Source organism: Pseudomonas sp. GW821-FHT09E12 (genome assembly GCF_059416085.1).
In genome coordinates, this window is record NZ_JBWKOM010000002.1 from 452,321 (window position 1) to 478,060 (window position 25,740).

The following is a 25,740-nucleotide window of genomic DNA, read 5'->3' on the forward strand; positions in this document are numbered from 1 at the left end:
TTCTTTAAAACACACATCAACCTCCGCTGTTTTCAAACAATGGTTTTTCACATGAGTGGTGTTGCAGAAAAATAACTGCGAGAGGGTTATAGCATGACAAATGAGCTTGTAACAAAATATTTATAGAGTGCTACGAGCTTGATACCAGAACTGTGACAGGTTTGGTTTTCTGTTTGAGAAAGGTTGGGGGCGAGGTGTGGGTGTCGGGCAATAAAAAGGCAGCCCGCAGGCTGCCTTTGTTGTACGGCGAAGGTCGATCAGGACAGGAAACCGCCGTCCACATTCAGCGACACGCCCGTGGTGTAGCTCGAGGCGTCGCTGGCCAGGTAGAGCACGGCGCCGGCCATTTCGCTCGGGTCGGCCACGCGCTTGAGGGGGATCTGCGCCAGGGCGGTCTTGAGGATGGCGTCGTTCTTCACCAGCGCCGAGGCGAACTTGGTGTCGGTCAGGCCCGGCAGCAGGGCGTTGCAGCGGATGCCGAACTGCGCGCATTCCTTGGCGAAGACCTTGGTCATGTTGATCACCGCCGCCTTGGTCACCGAGTAGATGCCCTGGAAGATGCCGGGGGACACGCCGTTGATCGAGGCCACGTTGATGATGCTGCCGCCGCCGTTGTCGCGCATCAGCTTGCCGGCTTCCACCGACATGAAGAAGTAGCCGCGGATGTTCACGTCGACGGTCTTCTGGAAGGCGCCCAGGTCAGTGTCCAGCACGTTGCAGAATTGCGGGTTGGTGGCGGCGTTGTTGACCAGGATGTCCAGGCGCCCGAACTGTTCGCGGATGCCGGCGAACACCTGGCTGATCTGCTCCATCTCGCCGATATGGCAGGCGATGGCGGTGGCCTTGCCGCCGGCGGCGACGATGGCGTCGGCCACATGCTGGCAGCCTTCGAGCTTGCGGCTCGAGACGATCACATGGGCGCCTTGCTGGGCCAGTAGCTTGGCGATGGCTTCACCGATGCCGCGGCTGGCGCCGGAGACGAAAGCGATCTTGCCGTCGAGGTCGAACAACTGAGTCTTGGACATGGTTTTTCCTTATTGTGTGCCTGGCGCGTCGGGACGATCAGAGGCTGGATTTCTTGATGACCTGCAGGCTCATCTGCTCCAGCAACTTGTTCATGTGAATGAACTGCGCGAAGCGTTTGTCCTGGGTCTGGCCATGGAAGAAGCGGTAGTAGATCTGTTGCACGATGCCGGCCAGGCGGAACAGGCCGTAGGTGTAGTAGAAGTCGAAATTGCCGATCTGGATGCCGGCGCGTTCGGCGTAATAGTCGACGAACTGCTGGCGGCTCAGCATGCCCGGGGCGTTGCTCGGCTGGCGGCGCATCAGTTGCACCGGCGCCGGGTCGCCCGCTTCGATCCAGTAGGCCAGGGTGTTGCCCAGGTCCATCAGCGGATCGCCGAGGGTGGTCAGCTCCCAGTCCAGCACGCCGATGATCTGCATCGGGTTGGCCGGGTCGAGGATCACGTTGTCGAAGCGGTAGTCGTTGTGCACGATGCTGGAGGTCGGGTGATCGGCCGGCATCTTGTCGTTGAGCCAGGCCTTGACCGCTTCCCACTTGGGCGCATCCGGGGTCAGGGCTTTCTCGTAGCGGTCGCTCCAGCCCTTGATCTGGCGTTGCACATAACCTTCGGGCTTGCCCAGGTCGCTCAGGCCGCAGGCCTTGTAGTCGACACGGTGCAGCTCGACGAACTTGTCGATGAAGCTCTTGCACAGGGCTTCGGTCCTGGCCGCGTCGAAACCCAGCTCCGGCGGCAGGTCGGAGCGCAGGATGATGCCCTTGACCCGCTCCATCACATAGAACTCGGCGCCGATCACCGATTCGTCGGTGCAGTGCACATAGGCTTTCGGGCAATACGGAAAGCCGTCCTTGAGCTGGTTGAGGATGCGGTATTCGCGGCCCATGTCGTGGGCCGACTTGGCCTTGTGGCCGAAGGGTGGGCGGCGCAGGACGAATTCCTGCCCGGGGTATTCCAGCAGGTAGGTCAGGTTCGAAGCGCCGCCCGGAAACTGGCTGATCTGCGGGGTGCCGGTCAGGCCCGGAATATGGGCCTTGAGGTACGGATCGATCAGGTTGGCATCGAGTTCCTCGCCGGAGCGAGTACGGGTGGACTGGTCAGTAAGCGCCATGCTTATCCCTTCTGCTTATTCTGGAGGCCAGAGATTATTGGCTAATCTAATGCGCCCACCTGAGCGCCACAATCGCCGCAGGCCTTTATAGGTGAGCGTGTTGCCGGGCAATCATTGCTTTTGATACAAGCGTTTGAATGGGCCCGGCTTCACTCTAGTCCAGTTCGCCGGGCCTGAATGAGCATTCCGACCGGAGCGGCGCACGGCACTGTTTCTGCATAGCGCCGAAGGCGCCCAGCACGGGGCATGGCCTGCGTGGCGTCTGTGGCCACGGCGCCTGATTCAGTTCGGGGCAGGCAGGGCGATAGGGGTCAACGGCGGCTGGCCGCTGAAGTGGGCGACGAGGTTCTTGCCCACCAGCTCCACGGTGGCCTGGGTCGCTTCCGGCGACAGCCCGGCGACGTGGGGCGTCAGCACCACATTGTTCAGGGTCTTCAAGGCATCCGGCACCCGCGGTTCGTCGTCGAACACGTCCAGGGCCGCGCCGGCGATGCTGCGTTGTTCCAGGGCCTGCAGCAGGTCGGCGGTATTCACCACGCTGGCGCGGGCGATGTTCACCAGGAAACCCTCCGGCCCCAGGGCCTGCAGCACGGCTTTGTCGATCAGCTGGCGAGTGCCTATGCCGCCGGGCGTGGCGACCACCAGGAAGTCCGAGTGCCGCGCCAGTTCGGTCGGGGTCGGGCAGAAGCTGTAGGGCACGTCGCTGCGGATCTGCCGGTTGTGGTAGCTGACGCTCATGTCGAAGCCGTTGGCGCAGCGCTTGGCGATGGCCAGGCCGACGGCGCCGAGGCCGAGCACGCCCAGGCGCTTACCAGCCAGGGACGGGCGCATGACTTTCGGCCATTCGCCACGCCGCACGGCGGCATCGGCGCGGGGGATGTCACGCACCAGCGACAGCAACAGGGCCATGGCGTGGTCGGCCACCGACGAGGCGTTGACCCCGGCGCCGTTGCTCACCGCTATGCCACGGTTGCTCGCCGCCTGCAGGTCGACCTGCTCGTAGCCGGCGCCGATCACACAGATGATTTCCAGGTGCGGCAAGGCGGCGATTTCTTTGGCGCCCAGGCCCAGCGGACCACGGGTGAGCACCGCGTTGATCTGCCCGGCATGGGCCTTGATGGCGGCCGCCCGCTCGCTGGGCGTCGGCGCGAGGATCAGGTGGAAGCCCTGGTTTTCCAGAATCCACAGGTAGTCATTGATGGTTTCGACGAGGACCAGAACGGTGGCGGGCATGCGTGTCTCCTGAAGGACTGAAGAGGGACGGACGGCGTACGGCGCAGCGATGGCAACCGGCGTACGGTCAGGGAGCTGCTGTACCGTGACAAACCACTCAAGCGCTCAAGATTGCGGATTGCAGGGCACTTTGGCAAGGCGCGGTCGCGGGTTTTTCCCGCGACCGCGGCCTGGAAAGCGTCGCCGCCCTCGAGGGCCTGATCGCCAGCAAGCTTGGCTCCTACAGAAGCAGCGGCGATCACGGTCTTGCGCCTGACATGGCTTCTGTAGAAGCGGCCGGGCGAGGGCGCCGAAGGCCTGGTGCCGCTTTTTGCAGCGCTGGATCAGCGAGCCGGGCGGGCGGGTAATCGGTGGGGCTTGTGGACTACGCTGAGCTTGCTTGAGTGTCTTGAACGGGGGAGGGTCAGCGCTCCCGACCAGCAGGTCGCTTTCAGGACACGATGGGTCGCCTGGGTGCAATCGCCGGACCATGGCGATGGGCAAGCTTCCAGGATGCCCCGGACCCGGTGCGCCAAGACACTTGGCCGGAGAGCAAGAATGGCGACCGAGGATCCACGCCTCCGTGACGTGGCCGGGCGCTGCAGCCGAAGACTCCGGACGGCTACCGCTATGTAGCGATGTCGTTCGAGATGCCGAGGTACGTTTATGTCTGATGACACGCTTCACCTGCCTCTGATTCACAGCGTGTTGGAGCGCGAAAAGGACACTCCCGGTGCCTTGTTGCCCATTCTCCACGCCATTCAGGACGGTTGCGGGTACATCCCCGACACCGCCATCCCCGAGATCGCCCATGCCCTCAACCTCAGCCTGGCTGAAGTGCACGGCGTGATCAGCTTCTACCACGATTTCCGTACCACGCCGCCCGCGCGCCATACCCTGCGCCTGTGCCGGGCCGAGTCCTGCCAGAGCCGGGGCGCCGAAGGCCTGGCCGCGCAACTGCGCGAACAACTGTTGCTGGACGACCATGGCACCACGGCCGACGGCAGTATCAACCTGCGACCGGTCTATTGCCTGGGGGCCTGCGCCTGTTCGCCGGCCCTGGAACTGGACGGCGAGCTGCACGCCCGGATCACCCCCGAGCGCCTGCGCCAGCTGGTGAGTGGCTGCCTGGAGGATGGCGCATGCTGAAGCTCTATATCCCCCGCGATTCGGTGGCCCGTGCCGTGGGCGCGGACAAGGTGGCCGTTGCGCTGGTGCGTGAGGCCGAGCGTCGACAATTGCCGTTGGAGCTGTGCCGCACCAGTTCCCGTGGCCTTTATTGGCTGGAGCCGCTGCTGGAAGTGGACAGCGCCGACGGCCGCCTGGGTTTCGGCCCCCTCACTCCGGAGGACGTGCCGAGCCTGCTCGACGCCCTGGCGGGCGACCCCGGCAGCCATCCGTTGGCCCTGGGGCCGGTGGAGCAGATCCCTTATCTGCAGAGCCAGCAGCGCCTGCTGTTCGCTCGGGCCGGCATCACTCAACCGCTGTCCCTGGACGACTACCGCGCCCAGGGCGGTTTCCAGGGCCTGGCCCGGGCCATCCAGATGGAGGGCGCGCAGGTGGTCGCCAGCGTGCTCGACTCCGGCCTGCGCGGCCGCGGTGGCGCGGCCTTTCCGGCGGGTATCAAGTGGCGCACCGTGCGCGAAGCCGCGGGAGCCCAGAAATACGTGGTCTGTAACGCCGATGAAGGCGACTCCGGCACCTTCGCCGACCGCATGCTGATGGAAGGCGACCCCTTCCTGCTGATCGAAGGCATGATCATCGCCGGTATCGCGGTGGGGGCCAGCAAGGGCTATATCTACGTGCGCTCGGAATACCCGGACGCCATCGGCACCCTGAACGAGGCCCTGCGCATCGCCCGCGAGGCCGGTTACCTGGGGGCGAACGTGGGCGGTAGCAGCCGGCCCTTCGACCTGGACGTGCGGGTGGGGGCCGGGGCCTACATCTGCGGTGAGGAAACGGCGCTGCTGGAATCCCTCGAAGGCAAGCGCGGCACGGTTCGCGCCAAGCCGCCGCTGCCGGCCCTGCAGGGCCTGTTCGGTTTGCCAACGCTGGTGCACAACGTGCTGACCCTGGCTTCGGTGCCGATCATCCTGGAGAAGGGCGCGCAGTTTTATCGCGACTTCGGCATGGGGCGTTCCCTGGGCACCATGCCGTTCCAGCTGGCCGGCAACGTCCGCCAGGCGGGCCTGGTGGAACGCGCCTTCGGCCTGAGCCTGCGCGAGCTGGTGGAAGGTTATGGCGGCGGTACCGCCAGCGGCCGGCCACTGAAGGCGGCGCAAGTGGGCGGGCCGCTGGGGGCCTGGGTGCCCCCCGCGCAGTTCGATACGCCGCTGGATTACGAAGCATTCGCCGCCATGGGCGCGATGCTCGGCCACGGTGGCGTGGTGGTCGCCGACGACAGCCTGGACATGGCCCACATGGCCCGTTTCGCCTTGCAGTTCTGCGCCGAGGAATCCTGCGGCAAGTGCACGCCGTGCCGGATTGGCTCGACCCGTGGAGTGGAGGTGGTGGACCGCTTGATCGCCAGCACCGACGCCGCGGCCCGTGAGGAACAGGCGCTGCTGCTGCAAGACCTTTGCGACACCCTGCAATACGGCTCGCTCTGTGCCCTGGGCGGGATGACTTCCTACCCTGTCGCCAGCGCCCTCAAGCACTTTCCCGCCGACTTCGGTCTGGCGACCACGGAGGCCGACCAATGATCAATATCTTCGACCCTACCAGTGATATCGACCTCGGCACCCCGGCCCGCGAAAGCGAGGTACAGGTCAGCCTGACCATCGACGGCCGGGAAATCAGCGTCGCTTCCGGCACCTCGGTGATGCGCGCCGCGGCCTTGCTCGGCACCACTATCCCCAAACTCTGCGCCACCGACAGCCTGGAAGCCTTCGGCTCCTGCCGCATGTGCCTGGTGGAGATCGAGGGCATGCGCGGTTATCCGGCCTCCTGCACTACGCCTGTGACCGAGGGCATGGTCGTCCACACCCAGACTTCCAAACTCGCCAGCCTGCGGCGCAATGTGATGGAGCTGTACATCTCCGACCACCCGCTGGACTGCCTGACCTGCTCGGCCAACGGCAACTGCGAGTTGCAGACGGTGGCGGGGCAGGTGGGCCTGCGGGAAGTGCGCTACGGCTACGAGGGCGCCAACCACCTGGACGAACAGAAGGACGTCTCCAACCCCTATTTCGACTACGACCCGAGCAAGTGCATCGTCTGCAACCGCTGCGTGCGTGCCTGCGAGGAAACCCAGGGCACCTTTGCCCTGACCATCAGCGGGCGCGGCTTCGATTCCCGGGTGGCGGCGGCCGGCGGCGACAATTTCCTCGACTCCGAGTGCGTGTCCTGCGGCGCCTGCGTACAGGCCTGCCCGACCGCCACCCTGATGGAAAAGAGCGTGGTGGAAATCGGCCAGCCCGAGCGCAGCGTCATCACCACCTGCGCCTACTGCGGCGTGGGCTGCTCCTTCCGCGCGGAAATGAAAGGCGAGCAACTGGTGCGCATGGTCCCGGACAAGAACGGCCAGGCCAACCACGGCCATTCCTGCGTCAAGGGCCGCTTCGCCTGGGGCTACGCCACCCACCCGGACCGCATCACCAAGCCGATGATCCGCAAGCACATCAGCGATCCGTGGCAAGAAGTCAGCTGGGAAGAGGCGGTCACCTACGCGGCCAGCGAGTTGCGCCGCATCCAGCTGAAATACGGGCGCGACTCGATTGGCGGCATCACCTCCAGCCGTTGCACCAACGAAGAGACGTACCTGGTGCAGAAGCTGGTGCGCACCGCTTTTGGCAATAACAACGTCGACACCTGCGCCCGGGTCTGCCATTCGCCCACCGGCTACGGCCTCAAGCAGACGCTGGGCGAATCCGCCGGCACCCAGAGTTTCGACTCGGTGATGCAGGCCGACGTCATCCTGGTGATGGGCGCCAACCCTACCGACGCGCACCCGGTATTCGGTTCCCAGCTCAAGCGCCGCCTGCGCCAGGGCGCGCGGCTGATCGTCATCGACCCGCGGCGCATCGACCTGGTGGATTCGCCCCATGCCCGTGCCGACCTGCATTTGCAGCTGCGTCCGGGCACCAACGTGGCGATGCTCAACGCATTGGCCCATGTGATCGTCACCGAGGGCCTGGTCAACCAGCCTTTCGTCGATCAGCGCTGCGAAGCGGCGGACTTCGCCCGCTGGCGCGATTTCGTCAGCCTGGCGGAGAATTCCCCCGAGGTCCTGGGGCCGATCTGCGGGGTGCCCGCCAGGCAGATCCGCGAGGCCGCGCGGCTTTACGCCACCGGTGGCAACGCGGCCATCTACTACGGCCTGGGCGTCACCGAGCACAGCCAGGGCAGCACCTCGGTGATGGGCATCGCCAACCTGGCGATGGTCACCGGCAACATCGGCCGCGAAGGTGTCGGGGTCAACCCGCTGCGCGGGCAGAACAACGTCCAGGGCTCCTGCGACATGGGGTCCTTCCCCCACGAGCTGCCTGGCTATCGGCATATTTCCAACGAGGCGGTGCGCGCCGAGTTCGAACGGGCCTGGAACGTGACCCTGCAACCCGACCCGGGCCTGCGCATCCCCAATATGTTCGAGGCGGCCCTGGATGGCACCTTCAAGGCGCTCTACTGCCAGGGTGAGGACATTGCCCAGAGCGACCCCAACACCCAGCATGTGACCGCGGCCCTGACGGCCATGGAGTGCGTGGTGGTGCAGGACATCTTCCTCAACGAGACGGCCAAGTTCGCCCATGTGTTCCTGCCGGGCAGCTCCTTCCTCGAGAAGGACGGCACCTTCACCAACGCCGAGCGCCGTATCTCGCGGGTGCGCAAGGTGATGGAGCCGCTGGCCGGCAAGGCCGACTGGGAGGCCACCATCGCCCTGGCCGAGGCCCTGGGCTACAAAATGCAGTACAACCACCCATCGGAGATCATGGATGAGATCGCGCGCCTGACGCCGACCTTCCACCGCGTCAGCTACACCGAGCTGGACCGGCACGGCAGCCTGCAATGGCCGTGCAACGATGCCGCGCCGGACGGCACGCCGACCATGCACATCGATGAATTCGTGCGCGGCAAGGGCCGCTTCATGCTCACCGGCTACGTGCCCACCGAGGAGAAGGTCAACAGCCGCTACCCGTTGCTGCTGACCACCGGGCGCATCCTCAGCCAGTACAACGTCGGCGCCCAGACCCGGCGCACCGACAACGTGGCCTGGCACGAGGAGGACCGCCTGGAAATCCACCCGACCGACGCCGAGAACCGCGGCATCGTCGATGGCGACTGGGTCGGCATCGGCAGTCGCGCCGGGCAGACAGTGCTGCGGGCCAGGGTCAGCGAGCGGGTGGCGCCGGGGGTGGTCTACACCACCTTCCATTTCCCGGAATCGGGCGCCAACGTGATCACCACCGACAACTCCGACTGGGCCACCAACTGCCCGGAATACAAGGTGACGGCGGTAGAGGTGGTGCGGGTCAACCAGCCTTCCGAATGGCAGAAGCGTTATCAGGCGTTCAGTGATGAACAGGGGCGCCTGCTGCGGGAGCGTCGTCACGCCGAGAAAGCCGAGGTGCGCCGATGAGCAGCGAAAGCCTGATCAAGATGGCCAACCAGATTGCCCAGTTCTTCGCCAGCGAACCGGACAAGGCCCAGGCAGTGCGTAGCGTGCGTCAGCACCTGAAAAGCTTCTGGACGCCGGCCATGCGCAGAGAGTTGACCGCCTGGGAGGTGACACACCCCGGCGCGGTGCTGCACCCCCTGGTGCAGGCGGCGTTGAAGGAAGAGGAAGCGCAAGGGCAGACCTAGCGTTTGCCGATGGTGGGCACACCTTGAACCGGACCGCCTCGTTGCAGCTAACCAGAAGCCAGGGCCTTGCCCTGGCTTCTGTGTTTGATGGGCACACCTGCTGTCTTCAGGGGCATGCCGATGGGGATGATGATCCGCGCGCCCGGCACGCAGGCCAGTCGAAACCCGGGGGCAGCGCTTGCCACAGATCAATGAAACCTTGTGCCCGACCCCGCAAAACCGCGCTCCAGACATCTGCACCGGCAAACCGTTCCTCAGCTAAGTCTTTGCTTCTGGTGAGTAATCCCGGACAATCGCGCCCCTGTTTCGGCGAGGGCTCTGTCTGTCGGGTACTCCGACGCGCCCTGGCCGAGTGGCAAATGACCGGAATGTGGAGATCCCACCGGATGAATGATCAGGCCAACAGCGTTGATCAACGCTTTGAAGCGGCAGCCCCAGCGACCCTAGCTAGCTGGAATCGCCAAGACACTACCTGGATGCTGGGCCTGTTCGGCACCGCCATCGGCGCGGGCACCCTGTTTTTACCGATCAACGCCGGCCTGGGCGGCTTCTGGCCGCTGCTGGTCCTGGCGCTGCTGGCGTTCCCGATGACCTTCTTCGCCCACCGTGGCCTGACCCGCTTCGTGCTTTCCGGGCGTGACGGCGCGGACATCACGGAAGTAGTGGAAGAGCATTTCGGGATCAAGGCCGGCGCCCTGATCACCTTGCTGTACTTCTTCGCCATCTTCCCGATCCTGCTGATCTACAGCGTGGCCCTGACCAACACCGTGGGCAGCTTCATGGAGCACCAGCTGCACATCATGCCGCCGCCGCGCGCCGTGCTGTCGCTGGTGCTGATCCTCGGCCTGCTGGCCGTGGTGCGCTGCGGCGAGCAGGTGATCGTCAAGGCCATGAGCCTGATGGTCTACCCGTTCATCGTCGCCTTGCTGTTCCTCGCCGTGTTCCTGATTCCGCACTGGAACGGCGGCATCCTCAGCACCGCCAGTACCCTGCCTGAACCTTCGGCGTTCCTGCACACCCTGTGGCTGGCGATTCCCGTCATGGTGTTCTCGTTCAACCACTCGCCGATCATCTCGGCCTTCGCCGTGGACCAGAAGCGCCGGTATGGCGCCCACGCCGAAGAGCGCAGCTCGCAGATCCTGTCCCGCGCCCACCTGCTGATGGTGGCGATGGTGCTGTTCTTCGTCTTCAGCTGCGTGCTGACCCTGTCGCCGGCCCAACTGGCCGAAGCCAAGGCGCAGAACCTGTCGATCCTGTCGTACCTGGCCAACCACTTCAGCAACCCGACCATCGCCTTCGCCGCGCCGTTGATCGCGTTCGTGGCCATCGCCAAGTCGTTCCTGGGCCACTACATCGGCGCCAGCGAAGGCCTCAAGGGGCTGATCGTGAAAAGCGGCCGCCGCCCGGGCGCCAAGGCCCTGGACCGCATGACCGCGGCCTTCATGCTGGTGGTGTGCTGGATAGTCGCCACGCTCAACCCGAGCATCCTCGGGATGATCGAAACCCTGGGCGGCCCGATCATCGCGGCCATCCTGTTCCTGATGCCGATGTACGCCATCCGCAAAGTGCCGGCCATGGCCCGCTACCGCGGCCAGGCCTCCAACGTGTTCGTCACCCTGGTCGGCCTGGTGGCCATCACCGCGCTGGTCTACTCCCTGAGCGCCTGACCCGCCGGCGGCCCACCGCGCGTTGGCGGTGGGTTGCCGCGCAGAAATGCCTGATTCAGCGAAGCCACGGCCGCTGACTGCGTATAAAGCGCGGCGCGGCCGTTTTTCTGGTAGGCCGCAAAGTCCAGGGCCAGCAAGTGGTCGCGGTTGACCCGTTGCGGCTGGCCGAGCCGGGTCAGCGCCACGCCATGGCGCAGGAAGTAACGCTCCAGCGCCGGTGTGGTCACCGCCACCACCGAGTTCGCCCCCAGGGTCCAGGCGGTGTGCAGGGTGTGCCAGAACACCCGCATCGGCAGCTTGCCGCCTTCCAGCGCCGAGGCGGCGAAACGCGAGATTTCCCAGGTGTCGTGCTGCCGTGGCAAGGGCCGGTCGCAGAGAAAACCGAACACGTCCGCCAGCAGATAGGGCTGGGTGGTCGGCAGCAGCCGGGCGCAGCCGTGGATCTTTTCCTCGCTGTCCAGCGCCAGGGTGTAGCGGGTGTCGGCGTGGTCGAACTGATCGAGTTCCTGCCCGCACTGGCTGGCGCTGGAGGGCAGTCGCCAACCCAATTGCTTGATGAAGACCGCATGGCGATAGCGGCCGAGGTCGTCGCGCAGGGCCGGTGAAAGCTGGCTTTCATGCCGTGAAATCACAGTGATCATGGGGCGATATCCTTATCGTCGGGTGAAGCGTCAGATCAGCCCCAGGACGGCGGCGTAGGCGGCGGCCAGGGTCTTGTTGGCCGCGCCGAATTTCTTCTGGATGACCTTGAGGTGGAAATTCACGGTATTCACCGAGATGCCCAGGATCAGGGCGATCTCCCCGGAACTCTTGCCGTCGGCCGTCCATTGCAGGATTTCCCGCTCGCGCGCGCTCAGCTCCAGCTGTTCGGCCTGGCTGCTGGGGTGCCCGAGTTCGCCGAGGCGCATGGTCGCCAGTTCGATGATGCAGCGCAGGCGCAGGCGGATTTCTTCCAGTTCCACGGCGCTGATCGCCGTGCATTCACGGGCCACCGACAACACGCTCAGGGCGCTGTCGGGCGTGTGGATGGGCAAGGTGGCGCCCACCCGCAAGCCCCATTCCCGGGCCTCGCCCCACAACACCGAGCCTTTGCCGAACAAGGCGTCGCTCCAGACCACCATTTCCGTGGAGCGCAGGCCGTTGAGGATCGTCGGGTCGATCGCGGCGTAGTTCTGTTGCTGGTAACGCTCCACCCAGGCTTGCGGATAAGAGCCATAGATGTCGATTTTCGGGCGGGTGAAGGGGATCGAATGCCTGACTCCGTAAGCGTAGAAATCAAACCCCAGGGACCGGACCTCCCGTTCCAGCAGCGCAAAGACCTGTGCGCTCTCCTGTTGCTTGAGCATCTCCATGCGCAGGTCGTTCCACCAGTGCATGAAATCCTGTCGTTTCTCCATGGCGTTCGCCTTGATTCCTTGCACGTCAGGGAATCTAGTCCAGGGCAATACGCTGTCAACATTCATGAAATTCATAGAAAACCCCGCAGTTGCCCTGATCCGGCGCTCGGCACCAGGCCACCCGGGTCCGGGGCCGGCAATTGGGGCGGTGGTAGGCGTGGAGGGGGCTCATGGCCAAGGCTGGCCTGCGGTGCTATGTCACTGTGTGGCGGGGTGCCGCAAAGGCACTGGCCAGGCCGATAAGGGCAAAAGACGTCCCCGGCAAAACCGCTGGCGAGCATGCGCATAACTCTTTTCCTTGAGTGTTCTGGCCGTCTCTGGCCAAGGGGCAGGGGACAGCTTCAGGCAAAGCGCAGGCGGGTGATGGGTTCCACAGCGGTGGCTGGCTTGCGAGCTGCGCGGGCGCTCAGCAGCAATTGGGCGAGCAGGGCGCGATGCGCGCTGTCGGCGGCGGTTCTCGATTCCAGGTCGAGAAAATGCCCGCTGCCCTCGATCACCGCGAAGCTGCGATCGCGCACATGAGCCTTGCGCTGCGGGTCGTTGCCCGGTTGTTCGACGTGCCCGGGGTAGTCGTTGAGCGCGTTCTCGATCACACAATGGTTACGCCACATAGCACACCTCCATTTGTTGCTTTTGACGGGGCGAAAGAATCCGCGGCAACTGAGATCCAGCTGTCGTGCGCGGAATGTTTTTATAGTCGTGTGAGCGCTTCGAACGATCGGCGCGGGTTGACAGCTGTCATCCCAAGGCCGTGGCAAGCAGGCAGCGTTCGACATTCGGGCGAGCGTCGGGCGCCGTTGGCAGTGGCGTGATTTTTAGCAAGGGCGAGGGAGGGCTAACAACTACCAGATCTGGTAGGTAAAGACGCCTGGCGTTCTGCCGCCAGAGCGACTAGCGAGCGGATCGCCGGGATAAAAAAACGCCGCGTATCGTCGTGGGATACGCGGCGTTCTTCATTGCCTTGCAGCCTTAGGCTTGAACCACCGGAATCTTGGCGTTCGCGGCAGCCTCACGGAACTCGGCGATCTGGTCGAAGCTCAGGTAGCGGTACACGTCCGCTGCCATGCTGTCGATCTTGCCGGCGTATTCCATGTACTCCTCGACGGTCGGCAGGCGACCCAGGATGGACGCAACGGACGCCAGCTCGGCCGAAGCCAGGTAGACGTTCGCGCCGTCACCCAGACGGTTCGGGAAGTTACGGGTCGAAGTCGAAACCACGGTGGAGTTCGGCTCGACGCGGGCCTGGTTACCCATGCACAGCGAGCAGCCCGGCATTTCCATGCGCGCGCCAGCCTTGCCGTAGATGCCGTAGTAGCCTTCTTCGGTCAGCTGGTGAGCGTCCATCTTGGTCGGCGGCGACAGCCACAGACGGGTTGGCAGCTGGCCCTTGACCTGATCCAGCAGCTTGCCGGCAGCGCGGAAGTGACCGATGTTGGTCATGCAGGAACCGATGAACACTTCGTCGATCTTCTCGCCAGCGACGCTGGAGAGCAGGCGAGCATCGTCCGGGTCGTTCGGCGCGCAGAGCACAGGCTCCTTGACGTCGGCCAGGTCGATCTCGATGACTTCGGCGTATTCGGCGTCCTTGTCGGCTTCCAGCAGCTCAGGGTTGGCCAGCCAGGCTTCCATCGCCTGGGCGCGACGCTCCAGGGTACGGGCATCGCCGTAGCCTTCGCCGATCATCCAGCGCAGCAGGGTGATGTTCGACTGCAGGTATTCGGCGATCGACTCTTTGGACAGCTTGATGGTGCAACCGGCAGCCGAACGTTCGGCCGAGGCGTCGGACAGTTCGAAGGCTTGCTCGACGGTCAGGGTTTCCAGACCTTCGATCTCCAGGATGCGGCCGGAGAAGGCGTTCTTCTTGCCTTTCTTCTCGACGGTCAGCAGGCCTTTCTGGATCGCGTAGTAAGGGATGGCATGAACCAGGTCACGCAGGGTGACGCCGGGCTGCAGCTTGCCCTTGAAACGGACCAGGATCGATTCCGGCATGTCCAGCGGCATGACGCCAGTGGCGGCGGCGAAGGCCACCAGGCCGGAACCGGCCGGGAACGAGATGCCGATCGGGAAACGGGTGTGGGAGTCGCCACCGGTGCCGACGGTGTCTGGCAGCAGCATGCGGTTCAGCCAGCTGTGGATGATGCCGTCGCCCGGACGCAGGGACACGCCGCCACGGGTCATGATGAAGTCAGGCAGGGTGTGGTGGGTGGTGACGTCGATCGGCTTCGGATAGGCCGCGGTGTGGCAGAACGACTGCATCACCAGATCGGTGGAGAAGCCCAGGCAAGCCAGGTCCTTCAGTTCGTCACGGGTCATCGGGCCAGTGGTGTCCTGGGAGCCGACGGTGGTCATCTTCGGTTCGCAGTAGGTGCCTGGACGCACGCCAGTCACGCCGCACGCCTTGCCGACCATTTTCTGCGCCAGGGTGAAGCCCTTGGTGCTTTCGGCCGGCGCTTCCGGCTTCTTGAACAGGTCCGAAGGCGGCAGGCCCAGTTCGGTACGGGCCTTCTCGGTCAGGCCACGGCCGATGATCAGCGGGATACGGCCGCCAGCACGGACTTCGTCGAGCAGGACCGGGGTCTTCATTTCGAAGGTGGCCAGGACTTCGTCGCTGTTGTGCTTGGTGACTTTACCGGCGTGCGGGTACAGGTCGATCACGTCGCCCATGTTCATCTTCGACACGTCGAATTCGATCGGCAGGGCGCCGGCGTCTTCCATGGTGTTGTAGAAGATCGGTGCGATCTTGCTGCCGAAGCAGAAGCCGCCTGCGCGCTTGTTCGGCACGTAAGGAACGTCATCGCCGAAGAACCACAGCACGGAGTTGGTCGCCGATTTACGGGACGAACCGGTGCCGACCACGTCGCCGACGTAGGCGATCGGGAAGCCCTGGCCGCGCATTTCCTCGATCTGCTTCATCGGGCCGGTCTTGCCTTGCTCGTCCGGAACGATGCCGTCACGGGCCATTTTCAGCATGGCCAGGGCGTGCAGCGGGATGTCAGGACGGGACCAGGCATCCGGGGCAGGGGACAGGTCGTCGGTGTTGGTTTCGCCCGTCACCTTGAACACGCGCAGGCTGATCTTGTCGGCCAGTACCGGGCGGTTCTTGAACCACTCGCCGTCGGCCCAGGATTGCAGTACGCCCTGGGCGTGAACGTTGCCGTTCTTGGCTTTTTCCGCGACGTCGTGGAAGGCATCGAACATCAGCAGGGTGTGCTTGAGCTGTGCGGCCGCGACCGGCGCCAGCTCGGCGTCGTCCAGCAGCTCGACCAGGGTCACGATGTTGTAGCCGCCCTGCATGGTGCCCAGCAGTTCAACGGCGCGCTTCTTGTCCAGCAGAGGGGATTTGGCTTCGCCTTTGGCCAGCGCGGAGAGGAAACCGGCCTTCACATAGGCGGCTTCGTCGACTCCTGGCGGAACGCGATTGGTGATCAGGTCAACGAGGAAGGCTTCTTCGCCAGCGGGGGGATTCTTCAGCAGCTCGACCAGGCCTGCAGTTTGTTCGGCGTTTAGCGGCTGGGGAACGATACCCAGGGCTGCACGCTCTTCGATATGTTTGCGGTAGGCTTCAAGCACAGTATTACCCTCATCAGTGGTCCCAAATGGGTGTCCGGGACGCTCATCCCGAAATTGCCGTACTCATGCGCTGCGTGACGTTGTGGGTCGCTTAGCCAGAATTACCGGCAATTCCTTACAGAAGCTGCTTTCAAAGTTTTACGCCTGCAGAACGGGAGCTGATGAGGGTTGGCGCTGGGCTTTCCCCGCTGGAAAGACCCATCGCCAACACCGCTCTGAAGGAACGACTGTGCTCGTGACGCTTTGAAAACAGCTTCTAACGGACATTGGCGCCTAAAAAGGCTGGCTGATTCTACGGCAAAAAAAAAATTAAGGTAAGGCAGGGTCTATTGGACTTTGGTGGCGAGCCGCGTTGCTGGGCCAACGTGTGCGAGGCAAGGCGCGGGATGCCGCCAATGGTTGTTCCCTTGGCAAATCCCGCAACGCAGCCTCGCGCACGTTGGCACGCAACCCGAAGGGACGGGGCCCGCTTGGTGCAGGGCTGCGTTGCTCGGAACTTATTTGGAACAACCAAACTGCGTTCCTCGCGCCTTGCCCTGCACCAAGCGGGCATCCGTCGCGGCCGCCACCAAAGTCCAATAGACCCTGATGCCCCGAAGTTTGAGGGGTGATCAATGTTAGACAAAGGGCTAACATGCGGGCCTGTTTCGCTTTTTTCCGCCAATTGCCTACTTATGCCCAATCAGACCATCAAGACCCCCTGCGTCGGCCTCTGCTCCACTGTCTACGGTGACCTGGTGTGCCGTGGCTGCAAGCGTTTCCACCACGAAGTGATCCACTGGAACGGCTACAACGAGGAAGAAAAGCACGCGGTGTGGCTGCGTCTCGAGCAATTGCTGGTGCAGGTGATGGCGGCCAAGCTGGAAGTCTTCGACCCCCAGCGGCTGCGCGAGCAACTGGAGCAGCGCAAGATCCGCTTCGTGCCGCACCAGTCGGAATATTGCTGGGCCTATCAGCTGATCGCCCGCGGGGCGCGGGTGATCAACCAGCTGGAAGCCTATGGGATGGTGTTGCTGCCGGAGTTTCGCGACTGGGAACTGCCGGAATTGCGCGATGCCATCGATCGGGAGTTTTTCCTCCTGTCGGAAGCCCACTACCAGCGTTATATCGCCCCGGGGTTCCTCAAGGACGCCTTTGGCGCCTGACCGCTAAAAGCATCGCGGGCAAGCCTCGCTCCTACAGAAGCACACATTCATCTGTAGGAGCGAGCGGGCGGCGATCCGACTTGCCCGCGATAGCGTTTTCTCTGCTAACCCATCCCTCAATGCTTGCCGGCCACCTCTTCCAGGTGGTCCATGATGTCCTCCGGCTTGAGCACCAGCACGTCGCTTTCCAGGGCATCGAGCACCACTTCCGCGGTATTGCCGATCAGCGCCCCGGAAATCCCGGTGCGCGCCACGGTGCCGATGATGGTCAGCGCTGCCTGCAGCTCATGGGCGGTGTGCGGGATCAGCACGTCCGCCGGGCCTTCCTCTATATGCAGGTGGGTATCGTCGATGTCGAACTCGGCCTGGAACGCCTTGCACTGCTCGCGGTAGCGCGCCTCGATGGTTTCCTTGAGCTGGAACACCGGGTCGGACGCCGACAGCATCGGCGACGGATGGGCGCTGATCACATGCAACTGCGCCTTGGCCAGGCTGGCGATGTCGAAACCATGGTCGATGATGCTGGCATGCAGGGTACGGTGCTCGCCGTCGGTGTTGCCGACATCGATGGCCGCCAGGATCACGCCGCCGGTCCAGGGCTTGGCGGTTTTCACCAGCAGCACCGGGCTTGGGCAATAGCGCAGCAGTTTCCAGTCGGCGGGGGTGAGCAGGGCCTTTTTCAGCGGGTTGTCGGCAAAGTGCTGCTTGATCACCAGGCCACAGCCTTCGGCCTGCTGCACGTCGATGATGGTGCTGTGCAGGCTGTCGTTCCAGGCCTGCTCGGTGGTCACGCTGTAGCCCTCGCTCAGCAGGCTGCTCTTGAGCACGCTCAACAGCGCCGAATGCTCGTGCTTCTTGTCGCACACCAGCAGGTGCAGATGGGCCTGGGTCACCCCGGCGATCAGCTTGGCGCGCTTGAGCGCGAGGCTTTCGGAATGCTCGGGCTCGATGACCACCAGGATGCTGCGGATGGCTTGCATGGTCGGGATCTCCAGAGAGGGATGAAGGCTATGTTGCACAACTATAGTTGCTGCGCGTCGCTGTGGCTGTTGACGCACATCAAGCGCCGCGGCTGGTGGTCTGTGGCGCGGCCGGTATAATCGGCGCCCTTCGCCGTGAACCCTTATGCCGTGAGCCCCATGTTATCGATCCCTGAAGTCGCCACCGTCCTGCCTTGCGCGCTCATTTCCTTGAAGGCTGCCCTGAAGGACGAACGACCATGAACCTGCCGGAAATTCACGAGTTCCTCGGCTGTCCCACGCCGGATGCCTGGGTCCAGGCGGCCCTGGCGGATCAGGAAACCCTGCTGATCGACCACAAGAACTGCGAGTTCAAGGCGGCCAGCACGGCCCTGAGCCTGATCGCCAAGTACCACTCCCATGTCGACCTGATCAACATGATGTCGCGCCTGGCCCGGGAAGAGCTGGTGCACCACGAACAGGTCATGCGCCTGATGAAACGGCGCAAGATCGAACTGCGCCAGTTGTCGGCCGGGCGTTATGCCTCGGGCCTGCGCAAGGTGGTGCGCAGCCACGAACCGGTGAAGCTGGTGGACACCCTGGTGGTCGGCGCCTTTATCGAGGCCCGCAGCTGCGAGCGTTTCGAGGCGCTGGTGCCGCACCTGGACGAAGAACTGGGCAAGTTCTACTTCGGCCTGCTGAAAAGCGAGGCCCGGCACTTCCAGGGTTACCTGAAGCTGGCCTATCAGTACGGCGACGCCAAGGACATCGCCCAGGTGATCGAGAAGGTGCGCGCCGCCGAGCGCGAACTGATCGAGTCGCCGGACGTGGAGTTCCGCTTCCACAGCGGCGTGCCTACTCTGTAAAACGGCCCAAGTCGGTTCAAAACTACGGGCAAATTGTAAAAAACTCTTAAAAGCATGAAACATCATTGAAAACCGGCCATCTGGGCCGGTTTTTGCTGTCTGCCCTGGTCTCAGACTTATCCGATGCCGCCTATAATGCGCGCCCCAATTGTGCGCACTCAGACTGGTATTTATGGATAACCCGGGTCTTGGCAAAGTATTGCTGGTGGAAGATGACGAGAAGCTCGCCGGGCTGATCGCGCACTTCCTGTCCCAACACGGTTTCGAGGTCCTGACGGTACATCGTGGCGATGTGGCGCTGGCGGCCTTTCTCGAGTTCAAGCCGAAAATCGTCGTCCTCGACCTGATGCTGCCGGGCCAGAGCGGCCTGCACGTGTGCCGGGAGATCCGCAACGTGGCGGACACGCCCATCGTCATTCTCACCGCCAAGGAAGACGACCTGGACCATATCCTCGGTCTTGAGTCCGGCGCCGACGACTACGTGATCAAACCGATCAAGCCGCCGGTGCTGCTGGCCCGCCTGCGCGCCCTGCAACGGCGCCAGGTGCCGGAGCCGACGGTGCGCGGCGCGCTGGAGTTCGGCAGCCTGACCCTCGACCGCAGTTGCCGGGAAGTGCGCCTGGCCGGCGAGCTGATCGAGCTGACCACCATGGAGTTCGAGCTGCTGTGGCTGCTGGCCAGCTCGGCGGGCAAGATCCTCTCCCGCGACGACATCCTCAACCGCATGCGCGGCATCGCCTTCGACGGCCTCAACCGCAGCGTCGATGTCTACATCAGCAAGCTGCGCGGCAAACTCCAGGACAACCCTCGCGAGCCGGTGTGCATCAAGACCATCTGGGGCAAGGGCTATCTGTTCAATCCGTTCGCGTGGGAGCTCTAGATGCTGCGGCTGTTTCTGCGTCTGTACATCATCCTGGCCCTGGGGCTGGCGGGGGCCATCTGGGCGGTCAACTACACCTTTTCCGAGCTGTTGCCGGACGCCAACGAAACCTACAACCGCGAGGCCATGCGCGGGCCGGGATACAGCCTGGTCAACCAACTGTCGCCGGTCACGGGAGCGGCGCGCGAGCAGCGGCTGGCCGAGCTGCAACAACACTACGGCATGCGCCTGAGGCTGTTGCAGGCGGATGAGCTGGACCTGTCCGAGCGCGAACGCCAGCTGCTGGCCGAGAACAAACTGGTGGTGCGCGGCGACTTCAGCGAGTTCATCGCCAACCTCGACGGCGGCCCGCAGTTGCTGAGCATCCGCCTGCCGGAAGAGCCCAAGTGGCTGTATTTCTGGGCCTATGCCTTTCTCGGGGCCAGCCTGGCGCTGGTCCTGTATTTCTGGGTACGCCCGCATTGGCGCGACCTGGAGCTGATCCGCCTGGCGGCCCAGCGCTTCGGCAATAACGACCTGGGCTCGCGCATCCGCCTGCCGCGGCGCTCCAACGTGCGCGACCTGGCGCAGCACTTCAACCAGATGGCCAGCCGCATCGAAGGCCTGATCGCCAATCAGCGCGAGCTGACCAACGCGGTGTCCCATGAATTGCGCACGCCCATCGCCCGCTTGTCGTTCGAGCTCGACCAGCTCAAGCAGTCCGACCCGCGGCAGAACCGCGAGCTGATCGCCGATATGTACGCCGACCTCGGCGAGCTGGAGGAAATGGTTTCCGAACTGCTGACCTATGCCAGCCTGGAGCACGGCGCCACGGTGATCAACCGCGAGAGCATCCAGGCCCGCAACTGGCTCGACAGCGTGGTCGGCAGTGTCGCCCTGGAGGCGGAGGCGGCGGGGGTGCAGATGGCGATCCGGGCCTGTGAGGTCGAGTACATCAGCATCGAACCGCGGTTCATGGCGCGGGCGGTGATCAACCTGCTGCGCAATGCCATTCGCTACGCCGAACGGCGCGTCGAGGTGTCCCTGGTGCAGGTCGGGCAGGGCTATGAGGTCCAGGTCAACGACGACGGCCCGGGCGTGCCGGTGGAAGGGCGGGCGAAGATCTTCGAGCCGTTCTCCCGACTCGACGCCAGCCGCGACCGCCGCACCGGCGGCTTCGGCCTCGGCCTGGCGCTGGTGCGGCGGGTATCGCAGTCCCACGGCGGCCAGGTCGAGGTGACGGATTCGCAATGGGGCGGTGCGTCGTTTCGCATGACCTGGGCGCAGCTCGAATAGCCCAGGCATCTTGGCGTGCAGTTTGGTGGGTCAGGTGTTCCGTGTCGTAGCCATCGCGCGCAAGCTGCGCTCCTACAGAAGCATGGGTATTCCTCTGTAGGAGCGCAGCTTGCGCGCGATAACGTCAGAACGGCCAACACCGCTTAAAAGCTGTACTCCAGCGTGGTCGCCAGCGACGTCTGCAGCCGCCGCTCGACAATCGGGCTGTCCGCCGCCTCCCGCCCCAGGTACTGCAGCGCCAGCACCGTCGATACGTTCATCTGTTCACTGACCGGCACGGTCCAGGTCAGGTCGCCGCCCCGGCTGAGAAAACCACCCTTGGGCCGATAGGCGCCGAAGCGGGTCCTGCCAGCCTGGGCGTTGCTGACGCCATACCAGGTGCGCAGGTAGTCGCCGTCGCCGAACTGGCTGTTGAGGCTGCCCTCGAGGCGCCCGTACCGGCCCTCATACAGCGTGCTGCCGATGCTCAGTTGCAGGTGGTTGTAGGCCGAGCCGGTGTCCGGGTCGTCGTTCTTCTTCAGCGCATGCTGCAGCGTGGCCCCGAGCTCCACGGTGCCCAGGGTGTAGCCCAGGTGGGCGCCAAACTGCGCGCGGGACTTGATCGAGCCCATGCCGGCCAGATGGTCCGAGCCCTTGTAGCCGCTCTTGCGGTCCTTGCGTGCTTCGCTGGGGCCGACCCAGGTGCTGAACGCCAGGTCGCCCCATTCATTGCCCCAGCCAAGGCCCTGTTCGGTGTTGAGAAACACCCCGTAGGGGCTGACGATTTCGCCGCCCAGGATCGGGACGACGCTGCGTTCGTCGCTGCCGCTGTAGCGCGGCAGGCTGGCCACGCCGGCTTGCAGTTGGTATTGCCAGTCCGCGGCGTAGAGCGGGCCGCAGGGCATCAGCAGGCACAGCGAAGCCAGAGGCAGCGCAGCAAGGGACAGGCACAAGGTTTTCGGACGGATCGAGGTCTTCATCGCGGCTAGAAACTCAGCAGGGTGTGGGAGTGGTCGTTGGGAGTGGAATAGGAACTGCCCAGGCCATCGCGCGGGCGCTGGGCGACCTTGCGCGCCGGGGCGACAGGGGCCGGCTTGGCGCGGAGGGCGGTCTCGGGTGGCGTGGCGATTTCAGGCGGCGGTTCGACGCTGGGCTTCGGGGGCGGCGTGCCCTGGCAGCTGAGGCCGCCGAGCAGCACACCAATGAAGAGCGTGAAGAATCGACCGTACATGGCGCACCCGTGGGGAAATGGATGCGCTCATGCTAGGGACGCGGGTGCGGGCAATCTTTGGCAGCTTTGTCGCAAAACTGTCAAAGACTGTGAATGCCCGGCGCTTAGCGTTGCAGGTCCAGGCGTTCATGCCGCTCATGTCTTTCATGCCACTGGGCGATAGATTCCTCTGGGTAGTGGGCGAATTGCAGGTCGTGGGGGTGCCAGTCGATTTCCACCCAGGACGCCCGGGAGTCGAGCATCAGGTGGGTGTGTTCCGGCGGTATCGGCAACGGCGTGTCGATGGCCGAGGCGAAGGGATGGATCAGCTCCGGCCACTCTGGGCTGAACAGCCACAACCCGGAGCCGCAGCGGCTGCAGAAATGCCGTTCGGCGCTGCTGCGCCGGGTACGTTTGCCGGGTTCCCTGAGCAGCGCGTGGTAGATCGAGATGTGCTGGCGGCCACGGACTTTCAGGCTGGCGGCGTCGCCGCCGAGGTTGATCGCATACCCGCCGCCGCCCTGGGTCTTGCGGCAGATCGAGCAGTAGCAGCGCTGATAGGGGTAAGGGTGGGCGCTGTCCAGGCTGAAGTGGACAGCGCCGCAATGGCAGGAACCTTCGAGTTGCATGACGACCTCCGACGATCCATGGGCTATGACCGTCAGCCTAGCCGCTGTCGGCTGGAGCGTTCGCCATGGGCGCTGGTCGGCGCCGGGTTGACCCTATAGCTACTTCAGGCTTTTTACTGGCGACTCTCTTTATCAGGAGTGATCGACATGAGCTTTTTCGAACGTTTGCTGGGTGGTCATCGTGGCCGTGGGCATGGCGGCTCCCAGGGCGGGCACCAGGGTGACAGGCATGGCGGCGGGCATGGCCGGCACTCCGGTGGCGCAGCGCCGCCCGCGGGCGGCCCGCTGTGTCCGGACTGCGGGGCGAGCAACGCGGCCAAGGCGCGTTTTTGCCAGCAGTGCGGGACCTCGTTGCAGCCCGCCGCGTGCCGCCAGTGCGGCAACACGCTGGCCACCGGCGCGCGGTTTTGCGCCCAGTGTGGCGGGGCGGCGGGCTGAGGCCGGCCTACAGCGCCAGGTGGTAACGGACCTGGGTCGCGTCGTCCGGGTCGATGGCGCGGTGGAAACCCAGGGTCGCGGCCAGTTCGCGCATGCGGTGATTGGCCGGGCAATCCAGGGAGTACATCTGCTTGAAGCCCTGGTCCTTGGCCCGGTCGACCAGATGGTGCATCAGCAAGGCGTCCAGGCCCTTGTGCTGCCATTCGTCGGCCACGGTGACGGCGAACTCACAGGTGTCCGCGTCGGTGCCGATGGTGGCATAGCGGCTGATGCCGATTTCCCGCAGCGAGCCGTTGTCGTGGACCAGGGCCACGTAAGCCACGCGCTCGCAGCCATCGACATCCATCAACTGGCTGAGCAGGGCCTCGCCGACTTCCTTCACTTCGCCCAGGAAGCGGTGGTGCCGGGTGGTCGGCGAAAGGTTCTCGATAAAGGCCTTTTCCCGCTCGCGGTCTTCGGCGCGCAACGGGCGGATCAGCACCGGGCTGCCGTCGTTGAGGGCGTCTATCCAGTGTTCGCCTTTGTACCGGGCGAAGGCGGCCAGGGCAGGCGTGTGGAGGGCGGTGCTGGTCATGGGCAAGTCTCCGTGAAGGTGCAGAGGTTTGCCTGAACATTCACACCTGTCAGGCGCCGGGCCCTTGATTCAGGTCAACGGGCGGCGGTGTCGCAGAGGGTTTTGCGCCAGGAGGCAGATTGGCCTCCGAGCGATCAGGCCTCGGGCATCAGGGTGGCGATCAGCGCCCGCACGGTGCCGGGCAGGGCCTCCAGCTCACGGACAATGATGCTGCGCTCGCGCACCGCCCAGGCCTCGTCGAGTTTCACCGTCACCAGCTGCATGGTGCGGCTGTGCCGGATCGCGGCCGATTCGGGAATGATGCCGATGCCCACGCCGGCCTCGACCATGCGGCAGATCGCTTCGAAGCTCGACACCTGGATCCGCAGCGACAGCTGCTTGCCGGTGCGCTCCACGTGTTCGCGCAAAAAACTCAGCAAGGTGCTGCCTTCGTGCAGGCCGATGTGCTGGTAGGCCAGGGTCTGCTCCAGGGTCACCGCTGGCTGCGTCGCCAGCGGGTGGTCGACCGGCAGGATCAGCACCAGGTGGTCGGTGCTGAAATGCAGGACTTGCAGGCCACTGGCTTCCACCGGGCCGGCGATGATGCCCATGTCGGCGGTGCCGTCGAGCACGCCACGCACGATGTCGCGGGACAGGCGTTCCTGCAGGTCCACCGTGACCCCCGGGCGTTTCGACAGAAAGCCGGCGAGGATCTCCGGGAGGAATTCGGTCACCGCCGTGGTGTTGGCGAAGATGCGCATATGCCCGGTGGAATCGCCGCCGTACTGGGTGAACTCGCTTTTCAGGTAATCCACCTGGCGCATGATCAGCCGCGCATGCTGCAACAGCCGCTCGCCGGCCGGGGTGACTTCGACGCCGCGGCTGTCGCGGTACAGCAGGCGGGTCTCGAGCTGGCTTTCCAGGGCCTTGATCCGCGCGCTGGCCGCCGCCGGCGAAAGAAAGGCGCGCTTGGCGCCCTGGGTCAGGCTCGGCGATTCGGCGATATGGATAAACAGGCGCAGGTCGGCCAGGTCGAAATGCATGGGCGGGCTCCTGGAGTGAAGAGGGGGCAAAGCGGCGTTCAGCATAACCGAACGCCGGTTTATTGAAATGCAAATTCTCAGAACGCACAGCGGCTTGCATGATCGGGCTCACCACCACCGCAACAGGACCCGACCCGATGAGCGTGACCGACCCCAGCGCCTGGACAGGCCGTAGCCAGCAAGCCCGAGACCTGCTCAGCGACAACCTGCTCAAGCGCATCGCCGCGACCTTTGGCGAACCCGTGCCGGCCCCTGGCGCGGCCTTGCCGCCGCTGTGGCAATGGTGCTTTTTCCAGGAGCCCCTGGCCGAAAGCGCCCTGGGTGGCGACGGCCATCCGGCCCGTGGCGGCTTCCTGCCGCCGGCGGCCAATCGCAACCGCATGTGGGCCGGTGGCCGGCTGGAGTTCTTCGAGCCGTTGCGCGCCGGGTTCGAGGCGCAGTGCGTGTCGACCATCAGCCAGGTCGAGGAAAAGACCGGGCGCACCGGCGCGCTGCTGTTCGTCACGGTGCGCCATGAGTATTCCCAGGACGGTCGCCTGGCGATTCGCGAAGAACAGGACATCGTCTACCGCGAACCGACCCCGCCCAAGCAGGCCAGCGGCGAGCCGCTGATCCAGGGCGACTGGCGCGAAACCGTCGAGCCCAGCCCGACCCTGCTGTTCCGCTACAGCGCCGTGACCTTCAACGGCCATCGCATCCACTACGACTTTCCCTACGTCACCGCGACCGAAGGTTATCCGGGGCTGGTGGTCCACGGCCCATTGATCGCCACCCTCAGCCTGCGCGCCTTCTGCCGCGCCCACCCCGGAGCCCGGCTGCGGCGGTTTTCTTATCGCGGCCTGCGGCCCTTGATCGCGCCGCAGCCGTTCGAGGTCGGCGGGCGCATCGTCCGCCCCGGCGTCGCCGAGCTCTGGGCCGGCAACGACGCCGGCCTGGCCCAGCGCGGCGAAGTGCTGTTCGACGCCATCCCGGAATGACCCCATCCCAG

General features: G+C 64.5%; 24 protein-coding genes. 11 read left to right on the forward strand and 13 right to left on the reverse strand.

The annotated features are described in order from the left end of the window. Nucleotides 1-257: 257 nt before the first annotated feature. The 3 genes from AC07PQ_RS07140 to AC07PQ_RS07150 form a co-directional block, all read right to left on the reverse strand. On the reverse strand, nt 258-1,025 hold the full coding sequence (locus AC07PQ_RS07140; protein WP_007923881.1) for an SDR family oxidoreductase: 768 nt from the start codon (nt 1,023-1,025) through the stop codon (nt 258-260). Nucleotides 1,026-1,062: 37 nt separating this feature from the next. Further along, the gene (locus tag AC07PQ_RS07145) at nt 1,063-2,130 is read right to left on the reverse strand and encodes a phosphotransferase family protein (RefSeq protein ID WP_493185011.1); all 1,068 of its coding nucleotides are present in this window, start codon (nt 2,128-2,130) and stop codon (nt 1,063-1,065) included. A gap of 282 nt (nt 2,131-2,412) precedes the next feature. After that, nucleotides 2,413-3,363, reverse strand: coding sequence for a 2-hydroxyacid dehydrogenase (locus AC07PQ_RS07150; protein WP_493185010.1), 951 nt, complete (start codon nt 3,361-3,363; stop codon nt 2,413-2,415). Nucleotides 3,364-4,008: 645 nt separating this feature from the next. Between AC07PQ_RS07150 and AC07PQ_RS07155 the strand changes: the two genes are divergently transcribed. The 5 genes from AC07PQ_RS07155 (at nt 4,009) to AC07PQ_RS07175 (ending at nt 10,808) form a co-directional block, all read left to right on the forward strand. Beyond that, nucleotides 4,009-4,491: a formate dehydrogenase subunit gamma gene (locus tag AC07PQ_RS07155; RefSeq protein WP_038579753.1), complete on the forward strand. Its 483-nt coding sequence runs from the start codon at nt 4,009-4,011 to the stop codon at nt 4,489-4,491. Continuing rightward, a complete protein-coding gene (locus AC07PQ_RS07160; protein WP_493185009.1) occupies nt 4,485-6,044 on the forward strand; it encodes a formate dehydrogenase beta subunit in 1,560 nt (519 codons plus the stop codon). The genes AC07PQ_RS07155 and AC07PQ_RS07160 overlap by 7 nt, the downstream gene beginning before the upstream one ends. Continuing rightward, entirely contained in the window at nt 6,041-8,917 is a 2,877-nt protein-coding gene (gene fdhF / locus AC07PQ_RS07165; RefSeq protein ID WP_493185008.1) for a formate dehydrogenase subunit alpha, read from the forward strand. Before AC07PQ_RS07160 ends, fdhF begins: the two co-directional genes overlap by 4 nt. Then, nucleotides 8,914-9,141, forward strand: a complete 228-nt coding sequence (locus tag AC07PQ_RS07170; RefSeq protein ID WP_007923873.1) for a formate dehydrogenase subunit delta — start codon at nt 8,914-8,916, stop codon at nt 9,139-9,141. Before fdhF ends, AC07PQ_RS07170 begins: the two co-directional genes overlap by 4 nt. 386 nt (nt 9,142-9,527) lie before the next feature. Beyond that, nucleotides 9,528-10,808, forward strand: a complete 1,281-nt coding sequence (locus AC07PQ_RS07175) for a serine/threonine transporter (protein WP_007923872.1) — start codon at nt 9,528-9,530, stop codon at nt 10,806-10,808. On the opposite strand, the gene AC07PQ_RS07180 is transcribed toward AC07PQ_RS07175, so the two are convergent. The 4 genes from AC07PQ_RS07180 to acnB all read right to left on the reverse strand — a co-directional run bounded on the left by AC07PQ_RS07180 (nt 10,790) and on the right by acnB (nt 15,775). Further along, nucleotides 10,790-11,449, reverse strand: a complete 660-nt coding sequence (locus AC07PQ_RS07180) for an acyl-homoserine-lactone synthase (protein ID WP_007923871.1) — start codon at nt 11,447-11,449, stop codon at nt 10,790-10,792. The two genes, AC07PQ_RS07175 and AC07PQ_RS07180, sit on opposite strands and share 19 nt — an antisense overlap. A gap of 30 nt (nt 11,450-11,479) precedes the next feature. After that, the gene (locus AC07PQ_RS07185; RefSeq protein WP_085531315.1) at nt 11,480-12,205 is read right to left on the reverse strand and encodes an autoinducer binding domain-containing protein; all 726 of its coding nucleotides are present in this window, start codon (nt 12,203-12,205) and stop codon (nt 11,480-11,482) included. A gap of 341 nt (nt 12,206-12,546) precedes the next feature. Next, nucleotides 12,547-12,816, reverse strand: a complete 270-nt coding sequence (locus tag AC07PQ_RS07190; RefSeq protein ID WP_493185007.1) for a hypothetical protein — start codon at nt 12,814-12,816, stop codon at nt 12,547-12,549. Between the two features lie 358 nt (nt 12,817-13,174). Then, nucleotides 13,175-15,775 (reverse strand): bifunctional aconitate hydratase 2/2-methylisocitrate dehydratase, encoded by a 2,601-nt coding sequence (gene acnB / locus AC07PQ_RS07195; RefSeq protein WP_007923866.1) that lies wholly within the window; start codon nt 15,773-15,775, stop codon nt 13,175-13,177. Between the two features lie 674 nt (nt 15,776-16,449). Between acnB and AC07PQ_RS07200 the strand changes: the two genes are divergently transcribed. Further along, entirely contained in the window at nt 16,450-16,920 is a 471-nt protein-coding gene (locus tag AC07PQ_RS07200; protein WP_009043436.1) for a DUF1289 domain-containing protein, read from the forward strand. Nucleotides 16,921-17,036: 116 nt separating this feature from the next. Here AC07PQ_RS07200 and AC07PQ_RS07205 read toward each other — a convergent pair whose 3' ends face one another. Continuing rightward, entirely contained in the window at nt 17,037-17,900 is an 864-nt protein-coding gene (locus AC07PQ_RS07205) for a universal stress protein (protein ID WP_007923862.1), read from the reverse strand. Nucleotides 17,901-18,139: 239 nt separating this feature from the next. Here AC07PQ_RS07205 and AC07PQ_RS07210 point away from each other — a divergent pair, with 239 nt between their 5' ends. The 3 genes from AC07PQ_RS07210 (at nt 18,140) to AC07PQ_RS07220 (ending at nt 20,900) form a co-directional block, all read left to right on the forward strand. Next, nucleotides 18,140-18,745, forward strand: a complete 606-nt coding sequence (locus AC07PQ_RS07210) for a MiaE family protein (protein WP_007923860.1) — start codon at nt 18,140-18,142, stop codon at nt 18,743-18,745. 172 nt (nt 18,746-18,917) lie between these two features. Beyond that, a complete protein-coding gene (locus AC07PQ_RS07215; RefSeq protein ID WP_007923858.1) occupies nt 18,918-19,625 on the forward strand; it encodes a winged helix-turn-helix domain-containing protein in 708 nt (235 codons plus the stop codon). After that, on the forward strand, nt 19,626-20,900 hold the full coding sequence (locus AC07PQ_RS07220; RefSeq protein WP_493185006.1) for an ATP-binding protein: 1,275 nt from the start codon (nt 19,626-19,628) through the stop codon (nt 20,898-20,900). It abuts the gene before it with no gap. A 143-nt stretch (nt 20,901-21,043) separates the two neighbouring features. On the opposite strand, the gene AC07PQ_RS07225 is transcribed toward AC07PQ_RS07220, so the two are convergent. From AC07PQ_RS07225 to AC07PQ_RS07235, 3 genes are all read right to left on the reverse strand, one after another. Beyond that, nucleotides 21,044-21,859, reverse strand: a complete 816-nt coding sequence (locus tag AC07PQ_RS07225; RefSeq protein ID WP_493185005.1) for a MipA/OmpV family protein — start codon at nt 21,857-21,859, stop codon at nt 21,044-21,046. A gap of 5 nt (nt 21,860-21,864) precedes the next feature. After that, a complete protein-coding gene (locus AC07PQ_RS07230) occupies nt 21,865-22,110 on the reverse strand; it encodes a hypothetical protein (RefSeq protein ID WP_493185004.1) in 246 nt (81 codons plus the stop codon). Between the two features lie 104 nt (nt 22,111-22,214). Beyond that, nucleotides 22,215-22,718, reverse strand: coding sequence for a GFA family protein (locus AC07PQ_RS07235; RefSeq protein WP_493185003.1), 504 nt, complete (start codon nt 22,716-22,718; stop codon nt 22,215-22,217). 147 nt (nt 22,719-22,865) lie between these two features. Between AC07PQ_RS07235 and AC07PQ_RS07240 the strand changes: the two genes are divergently transcribed. Further along, nucleotides 22,866-23,156 (forward strand): double zinc ribbon domain-containing protein, encoded by a 291-nt coding sequence (locus tag AC07PQ_RS07240; RefSeq protein WP_493185002.1) that lies wholly within the window; start codon nt 22,866-22,868, stop codon nt 23,154-23,156. A gap of 7 nt (nt 23,157-23,163) precedes the next feature. On the opposite strand, the gene AC07PQ_RS07245 is transcribed toward AC07PQ_RS07240, so the two are convergent. Both AC07PQ_RS07245 and AC07PQ_RS07250 read right to left on the reverse strand, forming a co-directional pair. Further along, nucleotides 23,164-23,730 (reverse strand): GNAT family N-acetyltransferase, encoded by a 567-nt coding sequence (locus AC07PQ_RS07245; RefSeq protein ID WP_493185001.1) that lies wholly within the window; start codon nt 23,728-23,730, stop codon nt 23,164-23,166. A 134-nt stretch (nt 23,731-23,864) separates the two neighbouring features. After that, complete coding sequence (locus AC07PQ_RS07250) at nt 23,865-24,752, reverse strand: LysR family transcriptional regulator (protein WP_007931251.1); 888 nt, start codon at nt 24,750-24,752, stop codon at nt 23,865-23,867. A gap of 137 nt (nt 24,753-24,889) precedes the next feature. Between AC07PQ_RS07250 and AC07PQ_RS07255 the strand changes: the two genes are divergently transcribed. Next, the gene (locus AC07PQ_RS07255; RefSeq protein ID WP_101337643.1) at nt 24,890-25,729 is read left to right on the forward strand and encodes an HTD2 family dehydratase; all 840 of its coding nucleotides are present in this window, start codon (nt 24,890-24,892) and stop codon (nt 25,727-25,729) included. The last annotated feature ends 11 nt before the right edge of the window (nt 25,730-25,740 follow it).

Coding starts and splice junctions, on each gene's coding strand:
- AC07PQ_RS07140 (WP_007923881.1), bottom strand. CDS start 1,025: ATGTCCAAGACTCAGTTGTTCGACCTCGACGGCAAGATCGCTTTCGTC.
- AC07PQ_RS07145 (WP_493185011.1), bottom strand. CDS start 2,130: ATGGCGCTTACTGACCAGTCCACCCGTACTCGCTCCGGCGAGGAACTC.
- AC07PQ_RS07150 (WP_493185010.1), bottom strand. CDS start 3,363: ATGCCCGCCACCGTTCTGGTCCTCGTCGAAACCATCAATGACTACCTG.
- AC07PQ_RS07155 (WP_038579753.1), top strand. CDS start 4,009: ATGTCTGATGACACGCTTCACCTGCCTCTGATTCACAGCGTGTTGGAG.
- AC07PQ_RS07160 (WP_493185009.1), top strand. CDS start 4,485: ATGCTGAAGCTCTATATCCCCCGCGATTCGGTGGCCCGTGCCGTGGGC.
- fdhF (WP_493185008.1), top strand. CDS start 6,041: ATGATCAATATCTTCGACCCTACCAGTGATATCGACCTCGGCACCCCG.
- AC07PQ_RS07170 (WP_007923873.1), top strand. CDS start 8,914: ATGAGCAGCGAAAGCCTGATCAAGATGGCCAACCAGATTGCCCAGTTC.
- AC07PQ_RS07175 (WP_007923872.1), top strand. CDS start 9,528: ATGAATGATCAGGCCAACAGCGTTGATCAACGCTTTGAAGCGGCAGCC.
- AC07PQ_RS07180 (WP_007923871.1), bottom strand. CDS start 11,449: ATGATCACTGTGATTTCACGGCATGAAAGCCAGCTTTCACCGGCCCTG.
- AC07PQ_RS07185 (WP_085531315.1), bottom strand. CDS start 12,205: ATGGAGAAACGACAGGATTTCATGCACTGGTGGAACGACCTGCGCATG.
- AC07PQ_RS07190 (WP_493185007.1), bottom strand. CDS start 12,816: ATGTGGCGTAACCATTGTGTGATCGAGAACGCGCTCAACGACTACCCC.
- AC07PQ_RS07200 (WP_009043436.1), top strand. CDS start 16,450: ATGCCCAATCAGACCATCAAGACCCCCTGCGTCGGCCTCTGCTCCACT.
- AC07PQ_RS07205 (WP_007923862.1), bottom strand. CDS start 17,900: ATGCAAGCCATCCGCAGCATCCTGGTGGTCATCGAGCCCGAGCATTCC.
- AC07PQ_RS07210 (WP_007923860.1), top strand. CDS start 18,140: ATGAACCTGCCGGAAATTCACGAGTTCCTCGGCTGTCCCACGCCGGAT.
- AC07PQ_RS07215 (WP_007923858.1), top strand. CDS start 18,918: ATGGATAACCCGGGTCTTGGCAAAGTATTGCTGGTGGAAGATGACGAG.
- AC07PQ_RS07220 (WP_493185006.1), top strand. CDS start 19,626: ATGCTGCGGCTGTTTCTGCGTCTGTACATCATCCTGGCCCTGGGGCTG.
- AC07PQ_RS07225 (WP_493185005.1), bottom strand. CDS start 21,859: ATGAAGACCTCGATCCGTCCGAAAACCTTGTGCCTGTCCCTTGCTGCG.
- AC07PQ_RS07230 (WP_493185004.1), bottom strand. CDS start 22,110: ATGTACGGTCGATTCTTCACGCTCTTCATTGGTGTGCTGCTCGGCGGC.
- AC07PQ_RS07235 (WP_493185003.1), bottom strand. CDS start 22,718: ATGCAACTCGAAGGTTCCTGCCATTGCGGCGCTGTCCACTTCAGCCTG.
- AC07PQ_RS07240 (WP_493185002.1), top strand. CDS start 22,866: ATGAGCTTTTTCGAACGTTTGCTGGGTGGTCATCGTGGCCGTGGGCAT.
- AC07PQ_RS07245 (WP_493185001.1), bottom strand. CDS start 23,730: ATGACCAGCACCGCCCTCCACACGCCTGCCCTGGCCGCCTTCGCCCGG.
- AC07PQ_RS07250 (WP_007931251.1), bottom strand. CDS start 24,752: ATGCATTTCGACCTGGCCGACCTGCGCCTGTTTATCCATATCGCCGAA.
- AC07PQ_RS07255 (WP_101337643.1), top strand. CDS start 24,890: ATGAGCGTGACCGACCCCAGCGCCTGGACAGGCCGTAGCCAGCAAGCC.